Raw genomic sequence first — 26,260 nt, forward strand, 5'->3', positions numbered from 1 at the left:
TCTCCTCGCTTCAGACAAAAGGCGCAAGCTGCGAGTGCATCGCAGGTTGCGCCTTTTTCATTGCCACTGCCGCCGTCGATCAGCGCTTGCGCAGAATCACGCTGCCAATCGAATAGCCTGCACCGAACGAGCTCAGCACGCCGAGCGAACCCGCTGCCAGGTCGTCCTGATGGGTATGTAGGGCGATCACCGAGCCGGCCGAACTGGTGTTGGCATAGCGGTCGAGAATCACCGGCGCCTCCTCGACGCTGGCATCGCGGCCCAGCAGTTTCTTCACGATCAAGTGGTTCATGCTCAGGTTGGCCTGGTGCAGCCAGAAACGCCTGACGGCCTGCACGGCAATGTCGTTCTGCGCCAGGTGGGCGGCGATCAGCTCGGCGACCATCGGGCAGACTTCCTTGAACACCTTGCGGCCTTCCTGGACGAACAGTTTGTCCTCCCCACCCGGCCCCAGCGCCTCTACCCGATTCAGAAAACCGAAGTTGTTGCGAATGTTGTTGGAAAACTGGGTCTGCAGACGGGTGCTGACAATGTCGAATTGGTGCGCCGATGTGGCCAGGTCCGCACGCTCCACCAACACGGCAGTGGCCGCATCGCCGAAGATGAAGTGGCTGTCGCGGTCGCGGAAATTCAGGTGTCCGGTGCAGATCTCCGGGCTCACCACCAGCACCGCCCGCGCCTGTCCCAGCTGCACGCTGTTGCTCGCTTGCTGGATACCGAAGGTGGCCGACGAACACGCCACGTTCATGTCGAACCCGAAGCCCTGGATACCCAGCGCCTGTTGCACCTCGATGGCCACCGCCGGGTAAGGCCGTTGCAGGTTGGAACAGGCAACGATCACCGCGTCGACGTCGGCAGCCGTGCGACCGGCGCGTTGCAGCGCCTGCTCCGCGGCAGCCACGGCCATCTGGCACAGAATCGACTGCTCTTCGTTGCTGCGCTCGGGCAGGTTGGGTTTCATCCGCTGCGGATCGAGAATGCCCGCCTTGTCCATGACGAAGCGGCTCTTGATGCCGCTGGCTTTCTCGATGAAGGCCGCGCTGGAGGGGGCCAGTGCCTGCACGTCGCCGCGCTCGATGGCCGCAGCGTTGTCCTGGTTGAAGGCGGCTACATAAGTGTTGAAAGACTCGACCAGCTCCTCGTTGGAGATGCTCTGGGCCGGTGTGTACAGGCCGGTGCCGCTGATGACGACGTTATGCACGGTCGTTCCTCTATTGTTAGGGGCAACTCAATCAGATGAATGCCACGCAAGCCCGAGTCGAAAGACCGGGCCGCACTCAGGCGTCCACTGCACTCCACTGCTTGCTCAAGCGCTTGTCCGACACGGGCACCTTGGTGCCCAACTGTTGCGCGAACAACGACACTCGATACTCCTCCAGCAGCCAGCGGTATACCTCCAGCTGTGGATCACGCTTGCCCTCCTGGCCATGCTTGTTCAGGCGTGTCTGATACTGGCTCCAGAGATTGGCCAACTCGCCGCTCCAGACCCGATCTTTCTGCACCTGACTCGGCAGTTTCTCCAAGCGTAGCTCGACCGCCTTGAGCAGGCGCGGCATTTCCTTGAGCCAGGCTGCCGGGGTATCGCGCACGAAACCGGGATAGACCAGATGGCTCAACTGCTGCTTGATATCGTTCAGCGCCACGGCATGGGTCAGATCGATCTTGCCCTTGAAGCGCTTTTGCAAGCCATGCCACAGCTTGAGGATATCCAACGTCAGGCGCGCCAGACGTTCGGCGTGCTCTGCCCAGGCGCCACGCTTGCGCTCGGCCAGTGCCGCCAGCGCCACACCGTCGCGCGGCAGGCTCGCTTCACCTTCCAGCACGCAACTGTCCAGGCTGGCCAGCAGGATGTCCTCGACGAGGGCTTCGACACGGCCGAGTTCGCGGTACAGCAGGCCCAGTTCGGTCTGGCCCGGCAACTTGCTGCGCAGGAACTTGGCCGGTTCGGCCAGTTGCTGCAGCAGCAGCCGCTGCAGGGCGCGTCGGTGCTGGTACTCGGCTTCGGCGCTGGTCGAGAACCGCCCTTCCTTGACCGTGCCGCCTTCCTCGACCAAGGCCGGGTAGACCGTCATCGACAGTCCGGCGATGTTCTGCTGGGTGGTCTGTTCGACCTTGGCGAACGCCTTGGCCTGCACCGGTTGCTGGCTCTTCGCGGCATTCGGCACCGCCAATGCGGCGCTGCTGGCCTCGGCGAAACGCGCGGTGAGCTCGGCCAGGTCACGTCCCTCACCAAGAAATTTGCCTTGGCCGTCGAGCACTTCGATGTTCATGCGCAGATGGCTGTCGACCTGCTGCGCGGCCTCGGCCCATGCCTCGTCGCTGACCCGCGCGCCGGTCATGCGCAGCAGTTCGCGGCCCAGGGCCTGGGGCAAAGAGCCTTCGCCGAAGGTCAGACGTGCGAGGGCGGCGCGAACGAAGTCCGGCACCGGCACGAAATTCTTGCGCAGGGCTTTGGGCAGGTTGCGCACCAGGGAAATGCACTTGGCCTCCAGCAACCCCGGCACCAGCCATTCCAGGCGCTCGCCCGGCAAGGCCGGCAGCAGCGGCGCGGGCACGCGCAGGGTGACGCCGTCGCGAGGGTGATTGGGCTCGAAGTGGTAGCTCAGGTGCAGGCTCAGATCGCCCAGACGCAGGGTGTCAGGGTATTGCGCGGCAGTGACTTCGCTGGCCTCGCGGGCCAGCACGTCCTCTTCGCGCATGATCAGAAGATCGGGGTTCTTCTGGCTGTTGACCTTGTACCAGCTGTCGAACGTCGCCGTCTGGTGAATCTCGGCGGGCAGGCGCGCCTCGTAGAACCCGTAGAGGGTTTCTTCGTCGGCCAGAATGTCGCGTCGGCGGGCCTTGGCCTCCAGCTCGTCGAGCTGCTCGAGCAGCTGGCGGTTGGCCGTCAGGCACTTGGCCCGCGACTGGATCTCGCCGCGCACCAGCCCTTCGCGAATGAACAGCTCGCGCGATGCCACCGGGTCGATGGGTCCGAAATGCGCCGGGCGACGGCCGACCACGATCATGCCGTAGAGGGTGATCTGCTCAAACGCCACCACCTGGCCGCGCTTCTTCTCCCAGTGCGGCTCGAAATGGTTTTTCTTGATCAGGTGTCCGGCCAGCGGTTCGATCCAGTCCGGCTCGATCTTGGCGACCATGCGCGCATACAGCTTGGTCGTCTCGACCAGCTCGGCGGCCATCAGCCACTGCGGCTTCTTGCGCCCCATGCCCGACGACGGATGCACCCAGAAACGACGCTGTCGCGCGCCCAGATAGTCGCCGTCTTCGGTTTTCTGGCCGATCTGGCTGAGCAGGCCGGACAACACCGCCTTGTGAAACTTGGGATAGTCCGCGGCGTCCTTGTTCACCTGCAGTTGCAGGTCACGGCAGATCAGGCTCAGTTGACGGTGTGCATCACGCCACTCGCGCAGGCGCAGGTAATTGAGGAACTGTTTGCGGCACCAGTTGCGCAAGGCACTGGAGCCCAGTTCCTGACGCTGGGTTTCGAAACCACGCCACAGATTGACCAGCGCGGCGAAATCCGAGTCGGCATCCTTCCACTGCGCGTGGGCCTGATCGGCCGCCTGCTGACGCTCGGGCGGACGCTCGCGCGGATCCTGCACCGAGAGCACGCTGGCGATGATCAGCACTTCCTGCAAACTGCCCTGGCGCGCGCCTTCGAGCAGCATGCGCCCCAGCCGTGGATCGATCGGCAAGCGCGCCAACTGTCGGCCCATCGGCGTCAGCTGGTTCTCGCGGTTGACCGCAGACAGCTCCTGCAGCAGGTTGAAGCCGTCGCTGATGGCCTTGCCGTCCGGTGGCTCGATGAACGGGAAGCGGTCGATTTCACCCAGGCGCAGGTGCAGCATCTGCAGGATCACCGCCGCCAGGTTGGTGCGCAGAATCTCGGGATCGGTGAATTCGGGGCGCGAGAGAAAATCCTCTTCGCTGTACAAGCGGATGCAAATGCCCGGCTCGACTCGGCCACAGCGACCCTTGCGCTGATTGGCGCTGGCCTGGGACACCGCCTCGATCGGCAGACGCTGGACCTTGGCCCGGTAGCTGTAGCGACTGATGCGCGCGGTACCGCTGTCGATCACGTAGCGAATGCCGGGCACGGTCAGAGACGTCTCCGCCACGTTGGTAGCCAGCACCACGCGGCGCCCGGGATGGGACTGGAAAATGCGCTGCTGCTCGGCCGGCGACAGGCGCGCGTACAGCGGCAGGATTTCCGTGTGCCGCAGCTGAGCCTTGCGCAGCATGTCGGCAGCATCGCGAATCTCGCGTTCGCCGGGCAGGAACACCAGCACATCGCCCGGCGTCTTGCGCTCGCTGCGCTCGAAGGCGGCGATTTCGTCCAGCGCCGCCAGAATCGCCTGGTCGACGGTCAGGTCGTTCTCGATCTGATTGCCTTCCTCGTCCTGCTCGGCCGTCAGCGGTCGGTACCAGGTGTCAACCGGGAAGGTGCGCCCGGACACCTCGATGATCGGCGCATCGTCGAAATGCTCGGAGAAGCGCTGCAGATCGATGGTGGCCGACGTGATGATGACCTTCAGATCGGGACGCCGTGGCAGCAGGGTCTTCAGGTAGCCCAACAGGAAATCGATGTTCAGGCTGCGTTCGTGGGCCTCGTCGACGATGATGGTGTCGTAGCGCTCGAGAAAACGGTCGTGCTGGGTTTCGGCCAGCAGGATGCCATCGGTCATCAGCTTGACCAGGGTATTGGCATCGCTCTGGTCTTCGAAACGCACCTGGTAACCCACCAACCCGCCCAGTGGCGTCGCCAGTTCCTCGGCGACACGGCTGGCCACGCTGCGCGCAGCGATCCGGCGTGGCTGGGTATGGGCGATCAGGCCATGCTGGCCGCGGCCCAGTTCCAGGCAGATCTTGGGCAACTGGGTGGTCTTGCCCGAGCCGGTTTCACCGGCAATGATCAGCACCTGATGCTCGGCGAGCACTTTCTTGATTTCGTCGCGCTTGGCGGCAATGGGCAGACTGTCGTCGTAGCGCACCGTCGGCACGCTGAGCCGGCGCGCCTCGACGCGAGCGAACGAGGCCTGCACTTTCTCGACCCACTGGCCGAGCTTCGCCTCGTCGGGCCGTTTGCGCAGTTCATGCAGCTGCCGGCGCAGGCGGTGACGGTCGCCGATCATGGCCTGGTCGAGGTTTTTCAGAAGCTGGTCAATCGAAGCGGTTTGGTCGGTCATCAGGTACGCAGAGGTCTTGGTGGGGTACGTCGAAGGTCACACCCCGCAATTGTCGCAGATTTGCGGGGGTTGTGTCGGTAGCGCCCGGTACCCGGCAGGGATCAAGCCGATTTCTTGATGCCCAGTTTTTTCACTTCCTCATCGCGCAACTCGCGGCGCAGGATCTTGCCCACGTTGGTAGTCGGCAGCACATCGCGGAATTCCACCGTGCGCGGGACCTTGTAGGCGGTGACGTTGGCGCGCATGTGCTCCATGACCTTTTCCTTGGTCAGGGTGACACCGGGTTTGGGCACGACGAAAATCTTGATCGACTCGCCGGACTTCTCGTCCGGTATGCCGATGGCAGCGCATTGCAGCACGCCCGGCAAGGTGGCAAGGACGTCCTCGAGCTCGTTGGGGTACACGTTGAAGCCGGAGACCAGGATCATGTCCTTCTTGCGATCGACGATGCGCATGTAGCCATCGGGCTGGATCAGCGCGATGTCGCCGGTCTTGAGCCAGCCTTGCGCGTCGAGGATCTCGGCGGTGGCCTCCTGGCGCTGCCAGTAGCCCTTCATGACCTGCGGGCCCTTGATGCACAACTCTCCGATCTCACCCAATGGCAGCTCTTCGCCCGCATCGTTGATGATCTTGGCCAGAGTAGAAGGCACCGGAATGCCGATGGTGCCGATCTGGATGCGCTGGTTGGGGTTGACCGTCGCCACCGGGCTGGTTTCGGTCATGCCGTAACCTTCGCAGATGGCGCAGCCGGTCACTTCTTTCCAGCGCTCGGCGGCGGCCAGTTGCAGGGCCATGCCGCCCGACAGCGTGACTTTCAGCGCCGAGAAGTCCAGCTTGCGAAACGCCTCGTTGTTGCACAGGGCCACGAACAAGGTGTTGAGCCCGACGAAGCCGCTGAACTTCCACTTCGACAGTTCCTTGACCATCGCCTGCAGGTCACGCGGGTTGCTGATCAGCACGTTGTGGTTGCCGATCAGCATCATGGCCATGCAGTGAAAGGTGAAGGCATAGATATGGTAGAGCGGCAGCGGCGTGATCAGGATTTCACAGCCTTCGTCGAGGTTGGACCCCATCAAGGCCTTGCACTGCAGCATGTTGGCCACCAGGTTGCGATGGGTGAGCATCGCCCCCTTCGCCACGCCGGTGGTGCCGCCGGTGTACTGCAACACGGCCACTTCCGAGCTGGCCGGGTTGGCCTCGTTGACGGTTTGGCCACGCCCCTTGCTCAACACATCGTTGAACTTCACTGCCCGTGGAAGGTGATAGGCCGGGACCATTTTCTTCACGTACTTGATCACGCTGTTGACCAGCAGACGCTTGAGCGGCGGCAACAGGTCGGCGACTTCGGTGACGATGACATGGCGGACGGACGTCTTGGGGACGACCTTTTCCGCCAGGTGCGCCATGTTCGCCAGGCATACCAGTGCCTTGGCGCCGGAGTCCTTGAACTGGTGCTCCATTTCCCGCGCGGTGTACAGCGGGTTGGTGTTGACCACCACCAGGCCTGCGCGAATCGCACCGAAGACCGCCACCGGATACTGCAGGACGTTGGGCAACTGCACCGCAATGCGATCACCCGGCACCAGGTCGGTGTTCTGCTGCAGATAGGCGGCAAAGGCTCCCGACAGTTCGTACAGCTCACCGTAAGTGAGGGTCTTGCCCAGGTTGGTGAACGCCGGCTTGTCGGCGAAGCGCTGGCAGGACTGCTTGAGTACCGCCTGGATATTGGGATACATGTCCGGATCGATATCCGCCGCGATTCCAGCCGGATACTTATCCTTCCAGAAATTTTCGATCATGGAAGCCCACTCCTCCAGCGCCAGCGAATCTTCACCGCATTCGATGCGATTATTATTGATATGTCAGCACGACCGATACAGGTCCAAATGCCGAAAAGCGCGCCGAGAGTAGCAGCTTTGCCATGAGGCGCCTAGAGGCTGAAGGTGGCCAGGCGGTAACCATTGTGACCGGATTGGCAGTTCCGGTCACAGCGGCTCCAGGTTGTATCCGGGCTCGCTGGCGCCCGTCTGCAACGCCCGCCACGACCCCTGTTCAGTGCATCAACCGTCGCGCAGTTCACGTCGCAGGATCTTGCCCACGGGTGTCATCGGCAAGGCGTCGCGCAGGACGATTTCCCGTGGCAGCTTGTAGCCGGTGAAGTTGGCCTTGCAGTAGACCATCAATTCGGCGGTGGTCAGCTGCGGATCGCGGGCCACCACGAACAGCTTGACCGCCTCGCCGGAGCGCTCGTCTGCCACCCCGATCGCCGCGCAATTGGCCACCTGCGGATGCGCCATGACCACGTCCTCGATTTCGTTGGGATAGACGTTGAAACCGGAAACGATGATCAGGTCCTTCTTGCGGTCGACGATGCGCACGTAGCCGTCGGGATCGATGACGGCGATGTCGCCGGTCTTGAACCAGCCTTGCGCGTCCAGCGCCTCGGCGGTCGCCTCGGGCTGCTGCCAATAGCCGCGCATCACCTGCGGACCCTGGATGCACAGCTCGCCACGCTCGCCCAGCGGCAACTCGGCCCCTTGGTCGTCGATCACCTTCAGCCCCGTGCCGACCACGGGAATGCCCACGCTGCCGATGCGCGCGCTCTGGCCATAGGGGTTGGTGCAGGCCACCGGCGAGGTCTCGGTCAGGCCGTAGCCTTCGACGATGCGGCAACCGGTCAGGCTTTCCCAGCGCTCGGCCGTGGCCTTGACCAGCGCCGTACCACCGGAGTTGGTGACCTTGAGATGGGAGAAATCCAGGGATCGAAACTCGGCATGCTCCATCAATGCCACAAACAGCGTGTTCAGCCCCAGCAAGGCGGTGAACTTCCATTTCTTCAGCTCCTTGATGAAGGCGCCGATGTCACGGGGGTTGGTGATCAGTACGTTATGGTTGCCGGTGACCATCATGCACAGGCAGTTCGCCGTGAACGCATACACGTGGTAGAGCGGTAGCGGCGCGATCATCACCTCGTGGCCTTCGCGCAGGATCGTCTGGCCCTGCTCGTCGAGCTGGCGGAAACAGGCCCTCACCTGCAGCATGTTGGCGACCAGGTTGCCATGAGTGAGCATGGCGCCCTTGGCCAGCCCGGTGGTGCCGCCGGTGTATTGCAGCACCGCGAGGTCATCGAGGGTCGGCGCCATCGGACGGGGTGACGACCCCGCGCCTTGCGCCAGAATCGTCTTGAAGGGTATCGCCTGGGGCAGATGGTAGGCAGGGACGCGCTTCTTGACCTTGCTCACCAGCGTGTTGACCAGCCAGCCCTTGGCAGCGGGCATCAGGTCGCCCAGACGGGCTTCGATCAGGTATTCCAGCTTCGTGTCCTGCAGCACCTGCTCGACCTTGTCGCCGAACAGGTTGAGGTAGACCAGCGCCCGTGCCCCGGAATCGGAGAACTGATGGCGCATTTCGCGTGCGGTGTATAAAGGGTTGGTATTGACCACCACCAGGCCGGCGCGCAATGCGCCGAATACCGCAATGGGGTATTGCAGGACGTTGGGCAACTGCACGGCGATTCGGTCGCCGGGGACGAGGTCGGTGTGCTGCTGCAACCAGCTGGCGAAAGCGGCGCAGTGCCGGTCGAGCTCGGCATAGCTCAGGGTCACGCCCATGTTGCTGAAGGCCGGACGTTGGGCGAAGGTGGTACAGGAGCGGTCGAACACATCGACAATGGAGGTGAATTCACCGACCGCAAGAGTGTGGGGCACGCCCGGCGGGCGCTTGTCGTTCCAGAAATCAGGATGCATTATTATTGTCCTCTGATTCGAAGCCCGCCCGGCCATTGCGCCTGCGGTATGCTGCCGACGTTAGCAGCTGCCGCAACCGACGCAAATGCGCACGACCCTCCTGTTAACATCGTGAATCTATTTGACGCGGCACTGGCCCCGTCAAAGCCAAGGAACCCGCACACCCATGACCCAAGTCAGCAATACTCCGTACGAAGCGCTCGAAGTCGGTCAGACCGCCAGCTTCAGCAAGACCGTGCAGGAGCGCGACATCCAGCTGTTCGCCGCGATGTCGGGAGACCACAACCCGATTCACCTCGACGCCGAGTTCGCCGCCGCCAGCATGTTCAAGGAGCGCATCGCCCATGGCATGTTCAGTGGTGCCCTGATCAGCGCCGCTGTGGCTTGCGAGCTGCCCGGACCGGGCACCATCTATCTGGGTCAGCAGATGAGCTTCCAGAAACCGGTGAAACTGGGCGACACCTTGACCGTGCGCCTGGAAATCCTCGAAAAGCTGCCCAAGTTCCGTGTCCGCATCGCCACTCGCGTGTTCAATCAGCGCGATGAGCTGGTCGTCGACGGCGAAGCTGAAATCCTTGCGCCACGCAAGCAGCAGACCGTCACCCTGGTCAGCCCGCCACCCATCACCATCGGCTGAACGCTACCCACAAAAAAGGGGCGACCCTAGTCGCCCCTTTCGTTGATCAGTCACCGCTCACCGGTCACTGTAGGAATCCCTCCAGATGTACAGCGCAACGCCGACCATGAGCAGGGTGGCGAGGCCGAAGGTCAGCGCCCCGGCAAAAAAAACGTCATCGAACATCATCGCTGGTCGTTCCGGCATCCACTCGAAACGTCACCCTACGCGGGCACGCCGTTGCCTGGATTGACCTGAGTCAACGCTTCTTCGGCTTCTTGGTTTTCTTTCTGGACTTGGCCGGGTCCAGGGGCAGCGCCTGCTCGAAGGCCTGACGCATCTCGTTGAGGCGCTTGTCCTTGAGGTCGTGGATACGCTTGCCGCGTTCGCTGGCGAAATCGATCAGGTTGTCGTCTTGGCTCATGGCGGTGTCGAATCGGTGGCGAAAAGGATCGTTCATGATGCAGCGCGCGAACGGCCCTGACTAGACCTGGATGTCGACCCACAGTCCCTGGCGCGGAGGGTCCTCGACCAAGGGGGCCACCGGTACCGTGTTGTCGGCGTTGAGCGAGTCGCCCGGCACCGGCGCGTGCTCGTCCGGATCCGGCGATCGGCCTTCGCGCTGCCGCCGGCGCTGTTCCTCGCGCAGGATCAGCGCCGCCTGATCGGCATCGTGATGACGCAGATCGATGGCGGTTTCGTTGGAGCCTGGCTGAGCCGGCGCCACAGGCGCGATGCTGGGCGTCGGCTTGACCGGGTCGAGTTGCGAAGTCACCGGCACGACGCTGATCGGAATCAGGGGCGGAATCATGAGAGAGGTCTCCTAATCCCAGGTTGTCGGCAGTCATCGCGGCAACTTGAGACATTTTGTCGCAGTGATGCAGGCGTGTCCCCATCGGGTTGCGCCTCCGTCGCTCCTGACAGGAGGTGAAAAAATCCACTCGCCCCTTTATAGTGTTCGGTCTTCGTTTCACTTCCAGTAGCCGAGCCCCATGTCCGAGCCACGCAAGATTCTCGTCACCAGCGCCCTGCCCTATGCCAACGGTTCCATCCACCTTGGCCACATGCTGGAGTACATCCAGACCGATATGTGGGTGCGCTTCCAGAAGCATCGCGGCAATCAGTGTGTCTATGTCTGCGCAGACGACGCCCATGGCTCGGCCATCATGCTGCGGGCGGAAAAGGAAGGGATCACGCCCGAACAGCTGATCGCCAACGTCAAGGCCGAGCACAGCGCCGACTTCGCCGACTTCCTGATGGACTTCGATAATTTCCACTCCACCCACAGTGAAGAAAACCGCGAGCTGTCCAGCGAGATCTACCTGAAGCTGCGCGAGGCCGGCCATATCGCCCAGCGCTCGGTCACCCAGTATTTCGACCCGCAGAAGCAGATGTTCCTCGCCGACCGCTTCATCAAGGGCACCTGCCCCAAGTGCGCAGCGCCCGACCAGTACGGTGACAACTGCGAAAAGTGCGGCGCTACCTACGCGCCCACCGAGCTCAAGGATCCGAAATCGGCAATCTCGGGCGCCACGCCCGTGCTCAAGGACTCCCAGCACTTCTTCTTCAAGCTGCCCGATTTCCAGCAGATGCTCGAAGGCTGGACGCGCAGTGGCACCCTGCAGGACGCGGTGGCCAACAAGATCGCCGAATGGCTCGATGCCGGCCTGCAGGAGTGGGACATTTCCCGCGATGCACCCTATTTCGGCTTCGAGATTCCAGGCGAACCCAGCAAATACTTCTACGTGTGGCTGGATGCGCCGATCGGCTACATGGCCAGTTTCAAGAACCTCTGCGCCCGACGTCCGGAACTGGACTTCGATGCCTACTGGGGCAAGGATTCGACGGCCGAGCTGTACCACTTCATCGGCAAGGACATCATCAATTTCCATGCGCTGTTCTGGCCAGCCATGCTCGAAGGCGCCGGCTACCGCAAGCCGACCGCACTCAACGTGCACGGTTTCCTGACGGTCAACGGCGAAAAGATGTCCAAGTCCCGTGGCACGTTCATCAAGGCCCGTACCTACCTTGATCACCTGGCGCCCGAGTACCTGCGCTACTACTTCGCGTCCAAGCTGGGCCGTGGCGTGGACGATCTGGACGTCAACCTCGACGACTTCGTGCAGAAGGTCAATTCCGACCTCGTGGGCAAGGTGGTCAACATCGCCAGCCGCTGCGCCGGTTTCGTCCACAAGGGCAACAACGGCGTATTGGTCGCCGCGAATGCCGCACCGGAGCTGACCCAGGCATTCCTGGACGCCACGCCCAGCATCGCCGAAGCCTACGAAGTGCGCGACTTCGCCCGCGCCATGCGCGAAATCATGGCCCTGGCCGACCGTGCCAACGCCTGGATCGCCGAGAAGGCGCCCTGGTCGCTGGCCAAGCAGGAAGGCCGCGCCGACGAAGTGCAGGCTGTCTGCGCCGCAGGCATCAACCTGTTCCGTCAGCTGGTCATCTTCCTCAAGCCGGTCCTGCCCGAGCTTGCGCGGGAAGCCGAACGCTTTCTCAATGTCGAGCCACTGACCTGGAACGACCACGCCACCTGGCTGGCCGATCACTCGCTCAACCCCTTCCAGGCGTTGATGACTCGCATCGACCCGGTCAAGGTGCAGGCCATGACCGACGCTTCCAAGCAGGACCTCGCCGCTGCTCAGGATCCTGCCGCACCCGCCACCGGTAACGGTGAGCTGGTCAAGGACCCGCTGGCTGCCGAAATCGACTTCGACGCGTTCGCCGCGGTCGATCTGCGCGTTGCGTTGATCCTCAAGGCCGAAGCCGTCGAAGGCGCGGACAAACTGCTGCGCCTGACCCTGGACATCGGCGATGAACAACGCAACGTCTTCTCCGGGATCAAGAGCGCCTATCCGGACCCGGCTGCGCTGGAAGGTCGACTGACGATGATGATTGCCAACCTCAAGCCTCGCAAGATGCGCTTTGGCATCTCCGAGGGCATGGTCATGGCCGCAGGCCCTGGCGGCGAGGAAATCTACCTGCTCAGCGCCGACAGCGGCGCCAAGCCGGGCCAGCGCATCAAATAGGTTCAGGTTCACACGCCCTGCCGCTTGTCTTCATCGCAAGACAAGCGGCAGGATCGCTGCCCACCTCACCACCTGCTCCCTCCGCAATCCGGCCGCCCATGAACCTGATCGAACGCATCGACGCATTGTTGCCACAGACTCAGTGCGGCAAATGTGGCCATGCTGGCTGCCGGCCCTACGCAGCCGGCATCGTGGCCGGCGAGCCGATCAACCGTTGCCCGCCGGGGGGTACGGCAACCATCGCTGCCTTGGCGCATCTGCTTGAGGTACCGGTGCTGCCGCCGGACCCGACACAGGGTACGGCACCTGCCCAGATCGCCTACATCCGCGAAGCCGAATGCATCGGCTGCACCAAGTGCATCCAGGCGTGTCCAGTGGACGCTATTCTCGGCGCCCCGAAGTTGATGCACAGCGTGCTGGTCGACGAATGCACCGGTTGCGACCTGTGCGTTGCGCCCTGCCCTGTCGATTGCATCGAGATGCGTGACGCACCGGCATCGGCGTTCACTTCGTTGGCGAGCGATCCCGCTTGCAGCACGGAACAGCAACGTGTGCGTCTGCACAAGCGCAATCGCGCCCGACAACGCTACGAGGCCCGCAACCTGCGACTGCAGCAGGTCCAGGCGGCACGGCAGGCCGAGCGATCACACAGGCCGCAGCGACCGGCTACCCTCGCGGTGCCGTCGTCCCCGGCCTTGTCGGCGATCGAGCGGATCAAGGCAGCGAAGGCGGCCAAGGCGAGCACTGGCGACGCAGCCCTGAAACAGGCGAAAATCGCCGTGGCCATGAGCCGTGCGCAGTTGGCAAAAACCCAGAAGGCTTTCGTGACACCGCCCACGTTCGAGCAGTACCTCATACTCGACGCCTTGAGCCGCGAACACGAGGCCGCCGAACGTCACCTGGCTGCACTTCAATCACACTAGTCTTGCCCGCGAAGGATTTATCTGCCCGATGAACGCCACGAAACGCCAGGAAATCTTCCGCCGGCTGCATGAAGACAACCCGGAGCCCAAGACGGAACTGGCCTACGGCTCACCCTTCGAATTGCTGATCGCGGTCATTCTTTCTGCGCAATCCACCGACGTCGGCGTGAACAAGGCGACTGCGAAGCTGTTTCCCGTCGCACCGACGCCTGAGGCGATGCATGCGCTGGGTGTCGAAGGACTGTCGAGCTACATCAAGACCATCGGCCTCTACAACAGCAAGGCCCGCAACGTCATCGAGACGTGTCGCCTGCTCGTCGAACGGCATGGCGGCGAGGTTCCACAAACCCGCGAGGCCCTCGAAGCGTTGCCCGGTGTGGGACGCAAAACCGCCAATGTGGTGCTCAATACCGCGTTTCGGCAACTGACCATGGCCGTCGACACCCACATTTTTCGTGTCAGCAACCGCACGGGAATCGCACCCGGCAAGAACGTCGTGGAAGTCGAGCAGAAACTGATGAAGTTCGTACCGCGGCCTTACCTGCTCGACTCGCATCACTGGCTGATCCTGCACGGTCGCTACGTCTGCCAGGCACGCAAGCCTCGCTGCGGCAGTTGTCGCATCGAAGACCTGTGTGAATACAAGCACAAGACGAGCGACGATTGAGACGGCCTGTAAGAGCCGATCGGCTGATTGAAAAAATCTTTTTTACGCCGTCTTCGAATATCGCTATAAGGTCCGCCATTGGCAGCACATGCCTGGAGCTGACGTCATGAGTACCGATAAAGAAGTGCTGGAAACGGAAGACGACTTCATCACCGCCGACAGTGAAGAAGCCGAGCCCGTCGTCGAGCCCGTCAAGAGCAACCTGAGCAAGCGGCGTACGATCGACAACCTGCTCGAGGAAAGACGTCTGCAACGACAGTTGGCCGATTACGATTTCGACCTCTAGGGCACGCGACGTGCCTGGCCTTCAGGCCAACCCGTTGCGCTGGGCTAGTTCGATCAGATCGACAAGCGAACGGGCGTTGAGCTTTTGCAACAGGCGCGTCTTGTAGGTGCTCACGGTCTTGTTGCTGAGAAACATGCCATCGGCGATCTGCTTGTTCGACTTGCCCTTGGCCAATTGCTGCAACACCATCATTTCACGCCCGGACAGGCGATTCACCATGTCCGCTTCCGACGCATTGCCCAGACTCGCCCTCACCGAATGCAATGCCTGGTTCGGGAAATAGCTGTAGCCGGACAGTACCGCCTTGATCGCACTGAGCAACTCGGTAAGGTCCTGCTGCTTGCACACATAACCTGCCGCGCCCGCCTGCATGCAACGCATGGAAAAATGCCCCGGCGCCTGCGAGGTCAGCACCAGCACCTTGAGCTGAGGTTCGCTCACCGTCAGCCGACCGATCACCTCCAGCCCATCGAGCTTGGGAATCCCGATGTCGAGAATGACGATGTCCGGTGCGTGGTCACGCGCCAGTTGCAGCGCGTCGACACCGTTGTCGGTCTCGGCCACCACCTCGTAGCCATGGCGCTCCATCAGCAGACGCACGGCGAGGCGGATGACCGGATGATCGTCCACGATCAGCACTTTATTCATGGGAGGATCCAATTTTCCGCGGTTCGAATTCTAGAGCCCGCACATTACCCCAGACGCCTGCCTTTCTTGACGATTCAGAATCTGGGCAGGCAATAACTAAGACACTTCCTACAGCACTAGAAGAATATTCCTACATATTGAGCCTGTGAAAATTCTTGTACAGTGCCTGACGGCTTCGAGCTCTGCTTATGAAACTAAGGAGCAGGAGCATTGCATAATTGCCCTGCCGCTTCAATTGAGCCGTGCCCTGCAAACCGGCCAAGCTGTTGCAGGATAAATACCGCCGATGAATCATTGTCGGTTCGAACTGAAAGCAGCGACCCAGAGCCTTTGGAATGCTTTTCAGCGCCTGATGCCTACCTTGGGTACGATGCTTTGCCTGAAGGATAACTATGCATCCTGCACGGCCGGGCGACCCCACTACTATCGATGGCCAAGCAACCATCGGCCGCATGCGGCCCTGCGAGGCATTCGTGGCCAACAAGAAAATCACCCGTCCCAATCCGCTCGGCATCATTGCCCTGTTCACCGCAATGGTCGAGGCATCGGCTCTGGCGAGCCTGCCCTTTCTGGACGAAACCAGCCAGACGATCTATATATGGTTCCTGGTGGGCTTTCCAACTTTCCTGGCCATTCTTTTCTTCGCAACGCTCAATTTCAACCGACGTGCGCTGTACTCGCCATCGGACTTCGAGAGCTCGGCTTACTTCCTAGAAAGTCTGGACACCGACGCAGACGCCTATAAATACCGAGCCGACAACAAAGTAAGATTGGCGCACAACGACTTACATATCATCGACACCCATACACTGCACACGCGAGGGCGCATGGCGGCCCATCTGGAACGGCTGGCCGATGTTCTGGAAACGCGCAAACATGCCCGACCGCTGCTGATCGTGCTGGTAGGCCAGGTTCCGCCACCGCCCTTGCCCAATGCGCTGGCTGCGCGGCTGGCCAGGTTGCAATGCCAGGTCGCAGCGCTGCAACCCGGTCGCTTGAAGTGGACGGTGCTGTTGGGATGACCCATGAAAAAACCCCGGTCGAGACCGGGGTTTTCGAGGCATGCCTGATTGCTGTCTGAACCGCTGTCGTCAGAACAACGTGCGGCCCTTGTTCGCGGCAATGCGCATACGCAAGGCGTTGAGCTTGATGAAGCCCGCCGCGTCGGCCTGGTTGTAGGCGCCGCCGTCTTCCTCGAAGGTCGCGATATTGGCGTCGAACAGCGAGTCATCGGACTTGCGGCCAGTGACGATCACGTTGCCCTTGTACAGCTTGAGCCGGACCACACCGTTCACGTTGACCTGCGAGGCGTCGATCATTTGCTGCAGCATCACGCGCTCAGGGCTCCACCAGTAGCCGGTGTAGATCAAGCTGGCGTACTTGGGCATCAGCTCGTCCTTGAGGTGCGCCACTTCGCGATCCAGGGTGATGGATTCGATGGCGCGGTGGGCGCGCAGCATGATGGTGCCGCCTGGGGTTTCGTAGCAGCCCCGGGACTTCATCCCGACATAGCGGTTCTCGACGATGTCCAGACGGCCGATGCCATGCTCGCCGCCGATGCGGTTCAAGGTGGCCAGAACGGTGGCAGGTGTCATCTCGACGCCGTCCAGCGCGACGATGTCGCCGTTGCGGTAGGTCAGCTCCAGATACTGCGGGGTATCCGGGGCGTTCTCCGGCGAGACGGTCCACCGCCACATGTCTTCTTCGTGCTCGGTCCAGGTGTCTTCCAGCACGCCGCCTTCATAGGAGATGTGCAGCAGGTTGGCGTCCATCGAGTACGGCGACTTCTTCTTGCCGTGGCGCTCGATCGGAATGTTGTGCTTCTCGGCGTAGTCCATCAGCTTTTCACGGGAGAGCAGGTCCCACTCGCGCCATGGCGCGATGACCTTGACGCCTGGCTTGAGCGCATAGGCGCCCAGCTCGAAACGCACCTGGTCGTTGCCCTTGCCGGTGGCGCCGTGGGAGATGGCATCCGCACCGGTTTCGTTGGCGATTTCGATCAAGCGCTTGGCGATCAACGGCCGTGCGATGGAAGTGCCCAGCAGGTATTCGCCTTCGTACACGGTGTTGGCACGGAACATCGGGAACACGAAGTCGCGCACGAACTCTTCGCGCAGGTCGTCGATGTAGATTTCCTTGACGCCCATGGCCTGCGCCTTGGCGCGTGCCGGCTCGACCTCTTCGCCCTGGCCGAGATCGGCAGTGAAGGTCACTACTTCACAGTTATAAGTGTCCTGCAGCCACTTGAGGATCACCGAAGTGTCCAGGCCGCCGGAATACGCCAGAACGACCTTGTTTACGTCCGCCATGCCATCACTCCACGGGGTTCTACGGAAAGCCGTCGATTCTACCGCCCAAGGCTACGAATTTACAGGGGCGCGACAGCTTTGGTTGAACACGCGACAGTCACAATGGCTTCGCAGGCGGCTTGTCGGTGGCCAGAACGGCGGGCGAATCGGCGGCGGGGGGCAGCGCTTGGCGGCGCCTCTACACGAGACAACTCGATGCTCACGCGACGGTTTCGGGCCCGATTGGCGGCATTGTTGTTGGCCACCAGCGGATAGCTTTCGCCGTGAAAGCGCAAGGTGATCTGGCTTTCGCTCAGACCATGGGCCAGCAGGTAGTCCTGAACGGCCAGGGCCCGGCGCCGGGAGAGGTCGCGGTTCACCAGGCGGTTGCCGCTGTTGTCCGAATGGCCGTCGAGCTGCACGTGATTGACGCTGGGATCGGCTTTCATGAAGGCCAGCAGCTTGTCCAGACGCGCCTTGGCCGCCGTGTCGAGCTCGAGACCACGGGGAAAGCCCACATCGCTCAGGCGAATCTGGTCGTAGTTCATCGGCAACAGTTTCGCCGCGCAGGCCTGGTACTCACCGAAAGCCTGGCCGAAGCGTGCCGACAGCAAGCGGATTTCGACCGGCTGGCTACCCGATTGGCTGCGTATCAGGGTCATGCGCCCCTCCAGCAGTCCATTGATCAGGCCACTGGCCTGACTTTGCGAGCTGGTCAGCAGGGTCTCGCCATGGCCCAGGCGGACGCTGCCCAGGTTGATGTCGCCACGGCCCGGCTGCCAGGGTGCTGCGGCGGCCAGGAGAGTGGCAGAGCCCGTCCCCAGCAGATGACTGACGGAGTTGAGGCGAAACACGGCCTGCTCGCCTGCCCGGCGCACGAACTCGGCCGAGCCGAAATTGGCGACCGGCTGGCCCAATCGACACTCGAACTGATCGCCCGCGACTTTCCACTCGACGTTCTCCAGACGGGTCTGGAAATTCATCGCCAGGGCCGGAAGGCTGGCAAACACACTGAGCAGGGCAAGATAACGCTGGCGCACGACAGGCTCCACGGGTTCGAACGGGGTACTTCCAAGGTATCGGACATGGCCTGCAAAACTTGATAGCGGATGCCGTGGGCGGCGTTTTCCGGTAGCATTCGCGGCGAGTTCGAACCGCCTGGAATCCCCAATGTCCGACCGCCTGACCCTTCTGCGTCCCGACGACTGGCACATACATCTTCGTGATGGTGCCGTGCTGCCGCATACCGTGGCCGATGTATCGCGGATCTTCGCCCGCGCCATCGTCATGCCCAACCTGGTACCGCCGGTGCGCACCGCCGCCGACGCCGATGCCTATCGCCAGCGCATCCTGGCCGCACGCCCCGCAGGCAGCGCCTTCGAACCGCTGATGACCCTGTACCTGACCGACCGCACCAGCGCCGCAGACATCCGTGTCGCCGCCGCTTGCGGATTCGTCAAGGCGGCCAAGATGTACCCGGCCGGCGCCACCACCAATTCCGATTCCGGGGTCACCAGCCTGGACAACATCACCGAGGCGCTCGAAGCGCTCAGCGATGCCGGGATGCCCCTGCTGATTCATGGCGAAGTCACCCGCGGTGACGTCGACGTGTTCGACCGTGAGAAAATCTTCATCGACGAGCACATGCGCCGGTTGGTGGAGCGTTTCCCCACGCTCAAGGTCGTCTTCGAGCACATCACCACCGCCGAGGCCGCCGAGTTCGTCAAGGCCGCGCCGGCCAATGTCGCCGCGACCATCACCCCCCAGCACCTGCTGTACAACCGCAATCACATGCTGGTGGGGGGAATCCGGCCGCATTTCTATTGCCTGCCGATCCTCAAGCGCAATACCCATCAGGTTGCCTTGCTCGACGCCGCCACCAGCGGCAGCGGCAAGTTCTTCCTGGGTACCGATTCGGCGCCCCATGCCCAGCATGCGAAAGAAGCCGCCTGCGGCTGCGCCGGTTGCTACAGCGCCTATGCCGGCATCGAGCTGTACGCCGAGGCGTTCGAGCAGCGTAATGCCCTGGACAAGCTCGAGGGTTTTGCCAGCCTGCACGGCCCGGACTTCTACGGCCTGCCGCGCAACACCGACACCATTACCCTGGTCCGCGACGAGTGGACCGCCCCAACCAGCCTGCCCTTCGGTGAGCAGGTCGTCATTCCGCTGCGCGCCGGTGAAAAACTGCGCTGGCGCCTGCTGGAGAAAGATGCGTGAGTGAAGACAACTACGACGACGAAGATACGGGCAATGCCGGTACGGGCTCGCGCCATCCCATGGCCGCCCGTTTTCGTGGCTACCTGCCGGTAGTCGTGGACGTGGAGACTGGCGGCTTCAACAGCGCCACCGATGCCCTGCTCGAGATCGCCGCGACGACCATAGGCATGGACGAGAAAGGCTTCGTGTTTCCCGACCACACCTATTTCTTCCGCGTCGAACCGTTCGAAGGGGCCAACATCGAGGCCGCGGCGCTGGAGTTCACCGGCATCAAGCTGGACCACCCCCTGCGCATGGCCGTCAGCGAGGAGACAGCGCTGACCGACATCTTCCGCGGCATCCGCAAGGCGCTCAAAGCCAACGGCTGCAAGCGCGCGATCCTGGTGGGCCACAACAGCAGCTTCGACCTCGGCTTTCTCAATGCTGCCGTCGCGCGTACCGACATGAAGCGCAACCCGTTCCATCCCTTCTCCAGCTTCGACACCGCCACCCTGGCAGGCCTTGCCTACGGTCAGACCGTTCTGGCAAAAGCATGCCAGGCTGCGGATATCGACTTCGACGGTCGCGAAGCCCACTCCGCGCGCTACGACACTGAAAAGACGGCCGAGCTGTTCTGCGGCATCGTCAACCGCTGGAAGCAGATGGGCGGCTGGCAGGACTTCAACGACTGAATACCTGTGTCGGGAGTTGCTGGAACAACCGGCACTCCTGCACCGTTCATCGCCTGTTGCGAGCGCAGTCGCGAGTTGTTTTGACAAGCATTCTCATTAACATTAGGATCGTCCGCACTGAAACCAACACAGCGGCGGTTCTTACGTATGTATGTCTGTCTTTGCCAGGGTGTCACCGATGGTCAGATTCGCGATGCAATCTACGAAGGCTGCTGCAGCTATCGTGATGTACGCGCAACCCTTGGCGTTGCCACTCAATGCGGTAAATGTGCCTGCCTTGCCAAGGAAGTGGTACGCGATACGCTGACGCAAATCCAGACTGCCCAGGCATCCACCCTGTCCTACCCTGTGGAATTTACACCTGCCTGAAGCAACCCCCATTCGAGAAACCGGGCCATGCCCGGTTTTTTTATGTCTGAAATACAACGACTTAGCAACAAACGCGGAACTCAGTCATTCTTATTCCGATTAATTTTCATATAGTATTCAATAACTTAGGTTTGACAGCGCAAGTTCCTGAGGCCAAACTTCACCGCATTACTCCTATACCCGCGCAGGCTCTCTGACCATGAAAGGCGAAATCAGCGTCATCCAGCATCTCAACAGGATCCTCGGAAACGAGCTGGTCGCCATCAACCAATATTTCCTGCATGCCCGCATGTATGAAGATTGGGGTCTGAACAAGCTGGGCAAGCACGAGTACAAGGCTTCGATCGATGCCATGAAGTACGCCGACAAGTTGATCAAGCGCATTCTCTTCCTCGAGGGGATTCCCAACCTTCAGGAACTTGGCAAGATCCTGATCGGTGAACACGCCAGTGAAATGCTCGGCTGCGACCTGAAAATCGAATACAAGGGCCTGGCCGATCTGAAAGGCGCCATCGCCCACTGCGAGACTGCCGGTGACTTCGGCAGCCGTGAAATGCTCGAAGACATCCTCGAAGGCAAGGAAGAGCAGATCGATTGGTTGGAAACCCAGCTGAGCCTCATCGACAAGGTCGGAATCGAGAACTACCTGCAGTCGAGCATGGGCGAAGAAGACTGATCCCACTGCACTGCCGAAGCGACACCATGAAAAAGCCCCGCGCTGTGTGAACAGGCGGGGCTTTTCTTGTTCCTGACCGACTTGAATGTCGGCCGATCACGGGATCAAGCGTCGGCTTTGGCTTGCGCGGCCTTGGCCGAAGCTTCCTTGACCAGGGTCTGCAATTCACCGTTGGCAGCCATCTCGGCCACGATGTCACTGCCGCCTACCAGTTCGCCGGCCACCCACAGCTGCGGGAACGTTGGCCAGTTGGCATACTTGGGCAGGTTGGCACGAATTTCTGGGTTCTGCAGGATGTCGACGTAGGCGAATTTCTCGCCACAGCCCATGATCGCCTGCGAGGCCTTGGCCGAGAAACCGCACTGAGGCGCGTTCGGCGAGCCTTTCATGTAAAGCAGGATTGTGTTGTTGGCAATCTGCTCTTTGATCGTTTCGATAATATCCATGGAGCACCTCGCTCGGCTTGTCTATCCGACACTGTCGTCGGCACGGTGAGGCATTGTAACGGAAAGCCGAGCGCAACGCTCGGGCTCTTGTAGCGCGGGGCGTTGGGAGAAAAGCTTGCGGTGGTCGACCGATTCAGTTCATCGGCACAGACGAAGGCAATGCCTGCATCTGGATTTCCAGCACCGTCTCGACTTCTTCCTGGGCGACGTGCACCCCGGTCAGTTCGCCGATGAGTCGCCAGTGGTCGTCCAGTCCGGTGCTGATGGTCGCCATGCGATCGATCATGTGTTTGCCGGCCGAGCGTGTGACCTCGTCGGAACTGCGCAGCAGCTCGAACGACATGGAGGTCATGGACGCCGTCAGGTGGGTCAGGGTGCGGGCGGTCAGACCCAGCAGCTCCAGCAGTTGTTGTTCTTTCGATTCCATTCCGCAAACTCCGTGTGCGTCGCAATACGCATTTATAACTCACGGACGATGTTTAGGAAACGTCAGATGGTCGGCAGAAACATCCAGCGATCGAAACCTTCGGAAACTTGTGCCTGCCGGTTAAAACTTCAGCGGCTATTGGTAAAAGGCGACAGTTCCTTATAGGATGGCGCCTTCCCTTATTTCGTCGCCCCGTGCGGCTTTCGCCGCAGGTCTCACTCGTTTTTCCGAAAAACCTGTTTTCGAGCACCTGCGGTCCGTGGCAAAAGGTAGTCAATGATGAGCGCAAGGCACTTTCTCTCCCTTATGGATTGCACGCCCGAAGAGCTAATCAGCATCATTCGTCGAGGCATCGAGCTCAAGGACCTGCGTCAGCGCAGCGTGCTGTTCGAGCCTTTGAAGAACCGCGTACTGGGCATGATCTTCGAGAAGTCGTCGACGCGCACCCGCCTGTCTTTCGAAGCCGGCATGATCCAGCTCGGTGGCCAGGCCATATTCCTGTCCCCGCGCGACACGCAGCTGGGCCGTGGCGAGTCCATCGCCGATTGCGCCATCGTCATGTCGCGCATGCTCGATGCAGTGATGATCCGCACCTTCGCCCACCAGACACTGACCGAGTTCGCGGCCAATTCGCGCGTACCGGTGATCAACGGTCTGTCCGACGACCTGCACCCCTGCCAGCTGCTGGCCGACATGCAGACGTTTCTCGAACACCGCGGCGCCATCCAGGGCAAGACCGTGGCGTGGATCGGTGATGGCAACAACATGTGCCACAGCTATATAGAAGCGGCCATTCAGTTCGATTTCCAGCTGCGCATCGCCTGCCCCGAAGGTTTCGAGCCGGACGCACGCTTTGTGGCCATGGCGCCGGAGCGCGTCAGCGTGGTCCGCGATCCTCGCGAAGCTGTGCGTGGCGCCCATCTGGTGAGCACCGATGTCTGGACATCCATGGGCCAGGAAGAGGAAACCGCACGGCGTCTGAAACTTTTCAAGCCCTTCCAGGTGACCCGCGAACTGCTCGACCTGGCGGCCGATGATGCGCTGTTCATGCACTGCCTGCCGGCCCACCGTGGCGAGGAGATCAGCCACGATGTGCTCGACGATCCCCGCGCCGTGGCCTGGGACCAGGCCGAGAATCGCCTGCATGCGCAGAAAGCGCTGCTGGAATTTCTGGTCGCTCCGGGATATCGCCCTGAATGAGCACCGCATTGCTGCTCGAACTGCGCAACCTGGCGTGCGGCTATGGCGCTCAGCGTGTGGTGCAGAACCTCAACCTGCACCTCAACGCGGGCGACATCGGCTGCCTGCTCGGCTCCTCCGGGTGCGGCAAGACCACGACGCTGCGCGCCATCGCCGGCTTCGAGCCGGTCCATGAAGGCGAGATCACCCTCGACGGCGAGGTCATTTCCCGGCCCGGCCATACCCTGGCTCCGGAAAAGCGTCGAATCGGCATGGTCTTTCAGGACTATGCACTGTTCCCCCATCTGACCGTGGCCCAGAACATCGCCTTCGGCATCCGCAAGCACCCCCGGCAGGCACAGGTGATCGGCGACATGCTCGAACTGGTCAACCTTGGCGGGCTGGATAAGCGCTATCCCCATGAGTTGTCGGGAGGCCAGCAGCAGCGTGTCGCGCTGGCCCGGGCTCTGGCACCGGAGCCGCAACTGCTGTTGCTGGACGAGCCGTTCTCCAACCTCGACGTCGAGCTGCGCCGGCGCCTGAGCCATGAGGTGCGCGACATTCTCAAGCGCCGTGGCACCAGCGCCATCCTGGTCACCCACGATCAGGAAGAGGCCTTCGCCGTCAGCGACCACGTCGGAGTGTTCAAGGAGGGTCGGCTGGAGCAGTGGGATACGCCGTACAACCTGTATCACGAACCCGCCTCGCCGTTCGTGGCGAGCTTCATCGGCCAGGGTTATTTCATTCGGGGTCAGTTGGTGGATCCGGAAACGGTGACCACCGAGCTGGGCGTGCTGCGTGGCAACCGCGCCTACACGTGGCCTGCTGGCAGCGCCGTCGACCTGCTGCTGCGTCCCGATGACATCGTGCATGCGCCCGACAGCCCGCTCAAGGCGCGCATCGTCGGCAAGAGTTTCCAGGGTGCGGCAACCCTGTATCGTTTGCAGCTGCCCACCGGCAGCCAGCTCGAAGCCGTGTTTCCCAGTCACCTGGATTACCTGCCAGGCGCCGAGGTGGGCATTCAGGTCGCTGCCGACCATCTGGTGCTGTTCCCTGCAGCAGGCAGCGTGCCGGTGCTGAGCGAGCCGCGTCGACACGCCTGACTCGCCTGGCAAATCACGGGCAATAAAAAAGGGCGCTCCACCAAGCGCCCTTTCTTCTACAGCTCAAGCGTTATTGCAGACGGCTCTGCGCAGATCCGTTGATCGGGATGCGCTTGGCCTTGGCCTCTTCAGGCACGACACGCAGCAGGTCGATGTTGAGCAAACCGTTGTTCAACGCCGCGGCCTTCACCTCGATATGGTCGGCGAGGCGGAACGACAGCTTGAACGCACGCTGGGCGATGCCTTGGTGCAGGTAGGTCACGCCGGTGGTCTCGGCGTCGCGCTTGCCACCGCTGACGGTCAGAACGCCCTTCTCGACTTGCAGCTCCAGGTCTTCTTCCTGGAAGCCTGCAGCGGCGATGACGATCCGGTACTGATCATCGGCGTGCTTTTCGACGTTGTAGGGTGGGTAGCTGCTGGCCGACTCGTTGCGTGCGGCAGACTCGAACAGATCGTTGAAACGATCGAAGCCCACGGAGTGGCGGAACAGTGGAGCAAGGGAAAATGCAGTAGCCATGTGTTTCTCCTGAATCTCAGCGAGTGATTGTCTCCGCGACCCGAATTCGGCATCGCGTCACCCATAGATAGGGACCAGCCAAACGCTTTCAAGAGCTTCCAGGAAAATTTTCTTGCGCAGTGCGAAGATTTTTCTTGTGACCAGCCGACTGGCTAGCCCGGCTGCAGCAGGCGCTCGACCGCGTCACAATCCTGTTCGCGGCGCACAAGGGTGAACAGCTCGGACGCCTCGGGGTAGGCGCGGGTCAGCATGGCCAGCCACTGCTTCAGCCGGCCCGGTGCCTGTCGTGGTGTGAGCTGCGCACGGGCCTGGCGCCAGAATTCGCGGATCAGCGGCAGCAGTTCGGCCCAGGTCATGTCGGGCAGCTCGATGCCCTGCTCCGCAGCGGCGATCTGCCGCGCCAGGTCGGGCTTGGATACCAGCCCACGACCGAGCATGAAGTCCTTGGCACCGCTGACCTCACGGCAGCGCCTCCAGTCGGCGACGGTCCAGATGTCGCCATTGGCATAGACCGGCACCTTCACCACGTCTTGGACCTTGGCGACCCATTCCCAATGCGCTGGCGGCTTGTAACCGTCGACCTTGGTCCGCGCATGCACGACCAACACCTCGGCGCCACCTTCGGCCAGTGCGGTGGCACACTCGATGGCGCTGTCGGGGGTGTCGAAACCCAGGCGCATCTTGGCCGTCACGGGAATGTGCGCAGGCACCGTCGCGCGCACTTCACGCAGGATGCGATGAAGCAGTTCCGGCTCCTTGAGCAGCACCGCCCCGCCACGCGACTTGTTCACCGTCTTGGCCGGGCAGCCGAAATTCAGGTCGATCACAGGCGCACCGAGGGTACAGGCAAACGCGGCGTTGTCGGCGAGCGCCACCGGGTCCGAACCCAGCAACTGCACACGCAACGGCACGCCGGCTCGGGTCTTGGCGCCGGCCAACAGCTCAGGTCCGAACTTGTGATAGTAGGCCGCAGTGAGCACGCGCTCGTTGACGCGGATGAATTCGGTGACGCACCAGTCGATGCCGCCGACCTGGGTCAGGACGTCGCGCAGGATATCGTCGACCAAGCCTTCCATTGGGCGCCAAGGCTAATTGCATGAAGTGTTTCTCGGACAGGGGCGTGAAAGGGAGCGGATTCTAGCAGAAAGCCCGCGCGCGGGCGGGCTCTCTAGGGTCTGTGTTAAAAGTCTTGAGACGAAGGTCAGGCAAGGCGAAAACAGCCGAGGAAGCGGAGTTTACGGGTTGTAAATGAGC

Annotated in this window: 24 protein-coding genes and 2 pseudogenes; 12 read left to right on the forward strand and 14 right to left on the reverse strand. The window is 61.8% G+C overall.

The genetic code is table 11. The annotated features are described in order from the left end of the window. Window positions 1-79: 79 nt before the first annotated feature. The 4 genes from ABMD26_RS05065 to fadD2 all read right to left on the reverse strand — a co-directional run bounded on the left by ABMD26_RS05065 (window position 80) and on the right by fadD2 (window position 8,935). Complete coding sequence (locus ABMD26_RS05065; protein ID WP_134721567.1) at window positions 80-1,201, reverse strand: beta-ketoacyl-ACP synthase III; 1,122 nt, start codon at window positions 1,199-1,201, stop codon at window positions 80-82. A 76-nt stretch (window positions 1,202-1,277) separates the two neighbouring features. After that, complete coding sequence (gene hrpA, locus ABMD26_RS05070; RefSeq protein ID WP_134721568.1) at window positions 1,278-5,189, reverse strand: ATP-dependent RNA helicase HrpA; 3,912 nt, start codon at window positions 5,187-5,189, stop codon at window positions 1,278-1,280. Window positions 5,190-5,290: 101 nt separating this feature from the next. Next, entirely contained in the window at window positions 5,291-6,988 is a 1,698-nt protein-coding gene (gene fadD1 / locus ABMD26_RS05075; RefSeq protein ID WP_134721569.1) for a long-chain-fatty-acid--CoA ligase FadD1, read from the reverse strand. Window positions 6,989-7,249: 261 nt separating this feature from the next. Further along, window positions 7,250-8,935, reverse strand: coding sequence for a long-chain-fatty-acid--CoA ligase FadD2 (gene fadD2 / locus ABMD26_RS05080; protein ID WP_122741639.1), 1,686 nt, complete (start codon window positions 8,933-8,935; stop codon window positions 7,250-7,252). 166 nt (window positions 8,936-9,101) lie between these two features. Here fadD2 and ABMD26_RS05085 point away from each other — a divergent pair, with 166 nt between their 5' ends. Continuing rightward, window positions 9,102-9,572 carry a MaoC family dehydratase gene (locus tag ABMD26_RS05085; RefSeq protein ID WP_049861106.1) on the forward strand — a complete coding sequence of 157 codons (471 nt, stop codon included), beginning with the start codon at window positions 9,102-9,104 and terminating at the stop codon, window positions 9,570-9,572. A 57-nt stretch (window positions 9,573-9,629) separates the two neighbouring features. On the opposite strand, the gene ABMD26_RS22150 is transcribed toward ABMD26_RS05085, so the two are convergent. The 3 genes from ABMD26_RS22150 to ABMD26_RS05095 all read right to left on the reverse strand — a co-directional run bounded on the left by ABMD26_RS22150 (window position 9,630) and on the right by ABMD26_RS05095 (window position 10,362). Beyond that, the gene (locus tag ABMD26_RS22150) at window positions 9,630-9,740 is read right to left on the reverse strand and encodes a cytochrome c oxidase subunit CcoM (protein WP_502948300.1); all 111 of its coding nucleotides are present in this window, start codon (window positions 9,738-9,740) and stop codon (window positions 9,630-9,632) included. Window positions 9,741-9,810: 70 nt separating this feature from the next. Then, the gene (locus ABMD26_RS05090; protein WP_049861107.1) at window positions 9,811-10,011 is read right to left on the reverse strand and encodes a hypothetical protein; all 201 of its coding nucleotides are present in this window, start codon (window positions 10,009-10,011) and stop codon (window positions 9,811-9,813) included. Between the two features lie 24 nt (window positions 10,012-10,035). Next, a complete protein-coding gene (locus ABMD26_RS05095; RefSeq protein WP_122741638.1) occupies window positions 10,036-10,362 on the reverse strand; it encodes an aspartate-semialdehyde dehydrogenase in 327 nt (108 codons plus the stop codon). Between the two features lie 181 nt (window positions 10,363-10,543). Here ABMD26_RS05095 and metG point away from each other — a divergent pair, with 181 nt between their 5' ends. The 4 genes and pseudogenes from metG to ABMD26_RS05115 all read left to right on the forward strand — a co-directional run bounded on the left by metG (window position 10,544) and on the right by ABMD26_RS05115 (window position 14,465). Further along, window positions 10,544-12,589: a methionine--tRNA ligase gene (metG, locus tag ABMD26_RS05100; protein ID WP_354308451.1), complete on the forward strand. Its 2,046-nt coding sequence runs from the start codon at window positions 10,544-10,546 to the stop codon at window positions 12,587-12,589. Window positions 12,590-12,687: 98 nt separating this feature from the next. Then, window positions 12,688-13,506 (forward strand): annotated as a pseudogene (locus ABMD26_RS05105) (RnfABCDGE type electron transport complex subunit B); the annotation flags it as partial. Window positions 13,507-13,540: 34 nt separating this feature from the next. Further along, complete coding sequence (gene nth / locus ABMD26_RS05110) at window positions 13,541-14,179, forward strand: endonuclease III (protein ID WP_122741635.1); 639 nt, start codon at window positions 13,541-13,543, stop codon at window positions 14,177-14,179. A gap of 106 nt (window positions 14,180-14,285) precedes the next feature. Next, window positions 14,286-14,465 (forward strand): PA3496 family putative envelope integrity protein, encoded by a 180-nt coding sequence (locus tag ABMD26_RS05115; protein ID WP_122741634.1) that lies wholly within the window; start codon window positions 14,286-14,288, stop codon window positions 14,463-14,465. A 21-nt stretch (window positions 14,466-14,486) separates the two neighbouring features. Here the strand turns inward: ABMD26_RS05115 and ABMD26_RS05120 are convergent, their stop codons facing one another. Then, window positions 14,487-15,113, reverse strand: a complete 627-nt coding sequence (locus tag ABMD26_RS05120; protein WP_122741633.1) for a response regulator transcription factor — start codon at window positions 15,111-15,113, stop codon at window positions 14,487-14,489. A gap of 392 nt (window positions 15,114-15,505) precedes the next feature. On the opposite strand from ABMD26_RS05120, the gene ABMD26_RS05125 reads away from it, so the two are divergent. After that, window positions 15,506-16,135, forward strand: coding sequence for a hypothetical protein (locus ABMD26_RS05125; RefSeq protein WP_354308454.1), 630 nt, complete (start codon window positions 15,506-15,508; stop codon window positions 16,133-16,135). A gap of 69 nt (window positions 16,136-16,204) precedes the next feature. Here the strand turns inward: ABMD26_RS05125 and ABMD26_RS05130 are convergent, their stop codons facing one another. Both ABMD26_RS05130 and ABMD26_RS05135 read right to left on the reverse strand, forming a co-directional pair. After that, the gene (locus ABMD26_RS05130; protein ID WP_122741631.1) at window positions 16,205-17,422 is read right to left on the reverse strand and encodes an argininosuccinate synthase; all 1,218 of its coding nucleotides are present in this window, start codon (window positions 17,420-17,422) and stop codon (window positions 16,205-16,207) included. Window positions 17,423-17,481: 59 nt separating this feature from the next. After that, window positions 17,482-18,441 carry a flagellar protein MotY gene (locus tag ABMD26_RS05135; RefSeq protein WP_354308456.1) on the reverse strand — a complete coding sequence of 320 codons (960 nt, stop codon included), beginning with the start codon at window positions 18,439-18,441 and terminating at the stop codon, window positions 17,482-17,484. Window positions 18,442-18,571: 130 nt separating this feature from the next. Between ABMD26_RS05135 and pyrC the strand changes: the two genes are divergently transcribed. From pyrC to bfr, 4 genes are all read left to right on the forward strand, one after another. After that, a complete protein-coding gene (gene pyrC, locus ABMD26_RS05140) occupies window positions 18,572-19,618 on the forward strand; it encodes a dihydroorotase (protein WP_354308458.1) in 1,047 nt (348 codons plus the stop codon). After that, the gene (gene rnt, locus ABMD26_RS05145) at window positions 19,615-20,289 is read left to right on the forward strand and encodes a ribonuclease T (protein WP_049861119.1); all 675 of its coding nucleotides are present in this window, start codon (window positions 19,615-19,617) and stop codon (window positions 20,287-20,289) included. Before pyrC ends, rnt begins: the two co-directional genes overlap by 4 nt. Before the next feature lie 147 nt (window positions 20,290-20,436). Next, the gene (locus tag ABMD26_RS05150; RefSeq protein ID WP_354308461.1) at window positions 20,437-20,658 is read left to right on the forward strand and encodes a bacterioferritin-associated ferredoxin; all 222 of its coding nucleotides are present in this window, start codon (window positions 20,437-20,439) and stop codon (window positions 20,656-20,658) included. Between the two features lie 199 nt (window positions 20,659-20,857). Further along, complete coding sequence (bfr, locus tag ABMD26_RS05155) at window positions 20,858-21,334, forward strand: bacterioferritin (RefSeq protein WP_049861121.1); 477 nt, start codon at window positions 20,858-20,860, stop codon at window positions 21,332-21,334. A 104-nt stretch (window positions 21,335-21,438) separates the two neighbouring features. Here bfr and grxD read toward each other — a convergent pair whose 3' ends face one another. Both grxD and plzR read right to left on the reverse strand, forming a co-directional pair. Then, entirely contained in the window at window positions 21,439-21,780 is a 342-nt protein-coding gene (grxD, locus tag ABMD26_RS05160) for a Grx4 family monothiol glutaredoxin (protein WP_354308463.1), read from the reverse strand. A gap of 133 nt (window positions 21,781-21,913) precedes the next feature. Beyond that, window positions 21,914-22,207, reverse strand: coding sequence for a PlzR type 4 pili assembly inhibitor (gene plzR / locus ABMD26_RS05165; protein WP_049861123.1), 294 nt, complete (start codon window positions 22,205-22,207; stop codon window positions 21,914-21,916). A 279-nt stretch (window positions 22,208-22,486) separates the two neighbouring features. Between plzR and argF the strand changes: the two genes are divergently transcribed. Together argF and ABMD26_RS05175 are read left to right on the forward strand one after the other, a co-directional pair. Then, on the forward strand, window positions 22,487-23,407 hold the full coding sequence (argF, locus tag ABMD26_RS05170; RefSeq protein WP_056843315.1) for an ornithine carbamoyltransferase: 921 nt from the start codon (window positions 22,487-22,489) through the stop codon (window positions 23,405-23,407). Beyond that, the gene (locus ABMD26_RS05175; protein ID WP_167649266.1) at window positions 23,404-24,489 is read left to right on the forward strand and encodes an ABC transporter ATP-binding protein; all 1,086 of its coding nucleotides are present in this window, start codon (window positions 23,404-23,406) and stop codon (window positions 24,487-24,489) included. Before argF ends, ABMD26_RS05175 begins: the two co-directional genes overlap by 4 nt. Before the next feature lie 70 nt (window positions 24,490-24,559). Here ABMD26_RS05175 and ABMD26_RS05180 read toward each other — a convergent pair whose 3' ends face one another. Then, window positions 24,560-25,006 carry an Hsp20 family protein gene (locus ABMD26_RS05180; protein WP_354308466.1) on the reverse strand — a complete coding sequence of 149 codons (447 nt, stop codon included), beginning with the start codon at window positions 25,004-25,006 and terminating at the stop codon, window positions 24,560-24,562. 152 nt (window positions 25,007-25,158) lie between these two features. Further along, window positions 25,159-26,104, reverse strand: a pseudogene (locus ABMD26_RS05185) (tRNA dihydrouridine synthase). Window positions 26,105-26,260 lie beyond the last annotated feature (156 nt).

It is taken from the genome of Pseudomonas sp. PvP001 (genome assembly GCF_040546375.1).
Taxonomy (GTDB): Bacteria; Pseudomonadota; Gammaproteobacteria; order Pseudomonadales; family Pseudomonadaceae; genus Aquipseudomonas; species Aquipseudomonas coleopterorum.

Coding starts and splice junctions, on each gene's coding strand:
- bfr (WP_049861121.1), top strand. CDS start 20,858: ATGAAAGGCGAAATCAGCGTCATCCAGCATCTCAACAGGATCCTCGGA.
- argF (WP_056843315.1), top strand. CDS start 22,487: ATGAGCGCAAGGCACTTTCTCTCCCTTATGGATTGCACGCCCGAAGAG.
- hrpA (WP_134721568.1), bottom strand. CDS start 5,189: ATGACCGACCAAACCGCTTCGATTGACCAGCTTCTGAAAAACCTCGAC.
- pyrC (WP_354308458.1), top strand. CDS start 18,572: ATGTCCGACCGCCTGACCCTTCTGCGTCCCGACGACTGGCACATACAT.
- ABMD26_RS05120 (WP_122741633.1), bottom strand. CDS start 15,113: ATGAATAAAGTGCTGATCGTGGACGATCATCCGGTCATCCGCCTCGCC.
- ABMD26_RS05130 (WP_122741631.1), bottom strand. CDS start 17,422: ATGGCGGACGTAAACAAGGTCGTTCTGGCGTATTCCGGCGGCCTGGAC.
- ABMD26_RS05175 (WP_167649266.1), top strand. CDS start 23,404: ATGAGCACCGCATTGCTGCTCGAACTGCGCAACCTGGCGTGCGGCTAT.
- ABMD26_RS05090 (WP_049861107.1), bottom strand. CDS start 10,011: ATGAACGATCCTTTTCGCCACCGATTCGACACCGCCATGAGCCAAGAC.
- nth (WP_122741635.1), top strand. CDS start 13,541: ATGAACGCCACGAAACGCCAGGAAATCTTCCGCCGGCTGCATGAAGAC.
- metG (WP_354308451.1), top strand. CDS start 10,544: ATGTCCGAGCCACGCAAGATTCTCGTCACCAGCGCCCTGCCCTATGCC.
- ABMD26_RS05115 (WP_122741634.1), top strand. CDS start 14,286: ATGAGTACCGATAAAGAAGTGCTGGAAACGGAAGACGACTTCATCACC.
- ABMD26_RS05150 (WP_354308461.1), top strand. CDS start 20,437: ATGTATGTCTGTCTTTGCCAGGGTGTCACCGATGGTCAGATTCGCGAT.
- ABMD26_RS05180 (WP_354308466.1), bottom strand. CDS start 25,006: ATGGCTACTGCATTTTCCCTTGCTCCACTGTTCCGCCACTCCGTGGGC.
- fadD1 (WP_134721569.1), bottom strand. CDS start 6,988: ATGATCGAAAATTTCTGGAAGGATAAGTATCCGGCTGGAATCGCGGCG.
- grxD (WP_354308463.1), bottom strand. CDS start 21,780: ATGGATATTATCGAAACGATCAAAGAGCAGATTGCCAACAACACAATC.
- plzR (WP_049861123.1), bottom strand. CDS start 22,207: ATGGAATCGAAAGAACAACAACTGCTGGAGCTGCTGGGTCTGACCGCC.
- ABMD26_RS05095 (WP_122741638.1), bottom strand. CDS start 10,362: ATGATTCCGCCCCTGATTCCGATCAGCGTCGTGCCGGTGACTTCGCAA.
- ABMD26_RS22150 (WP_502948300.1), bottom strand. CDS start 9,740: ATGATGTTCGATGACGTTTTTTTTGCCGGGGCGCTGACCTTCGGCCTC.
- ABMD26_RS05125 (WP_354308454.1), top strand. CDS start 15,506: ATGCATCCTGCACGGCCGGGCGACCCCACTACTATCGATGGCCAAGCA.
- fadD2 (WP_122741639.1), bottom strand. CDS start 8,935: ATGCATCCTGATTTCTGGAACGACAAGCGCCCGCCGGGCGTGCCCCAC.
- ABMD26_RS05085 (WP_049861106.1), top strand. CDS start 9,102: ATGACCCAAGTCAGCAATACTCCGTACGAAGCGCTCGAAGTCGGTCAG.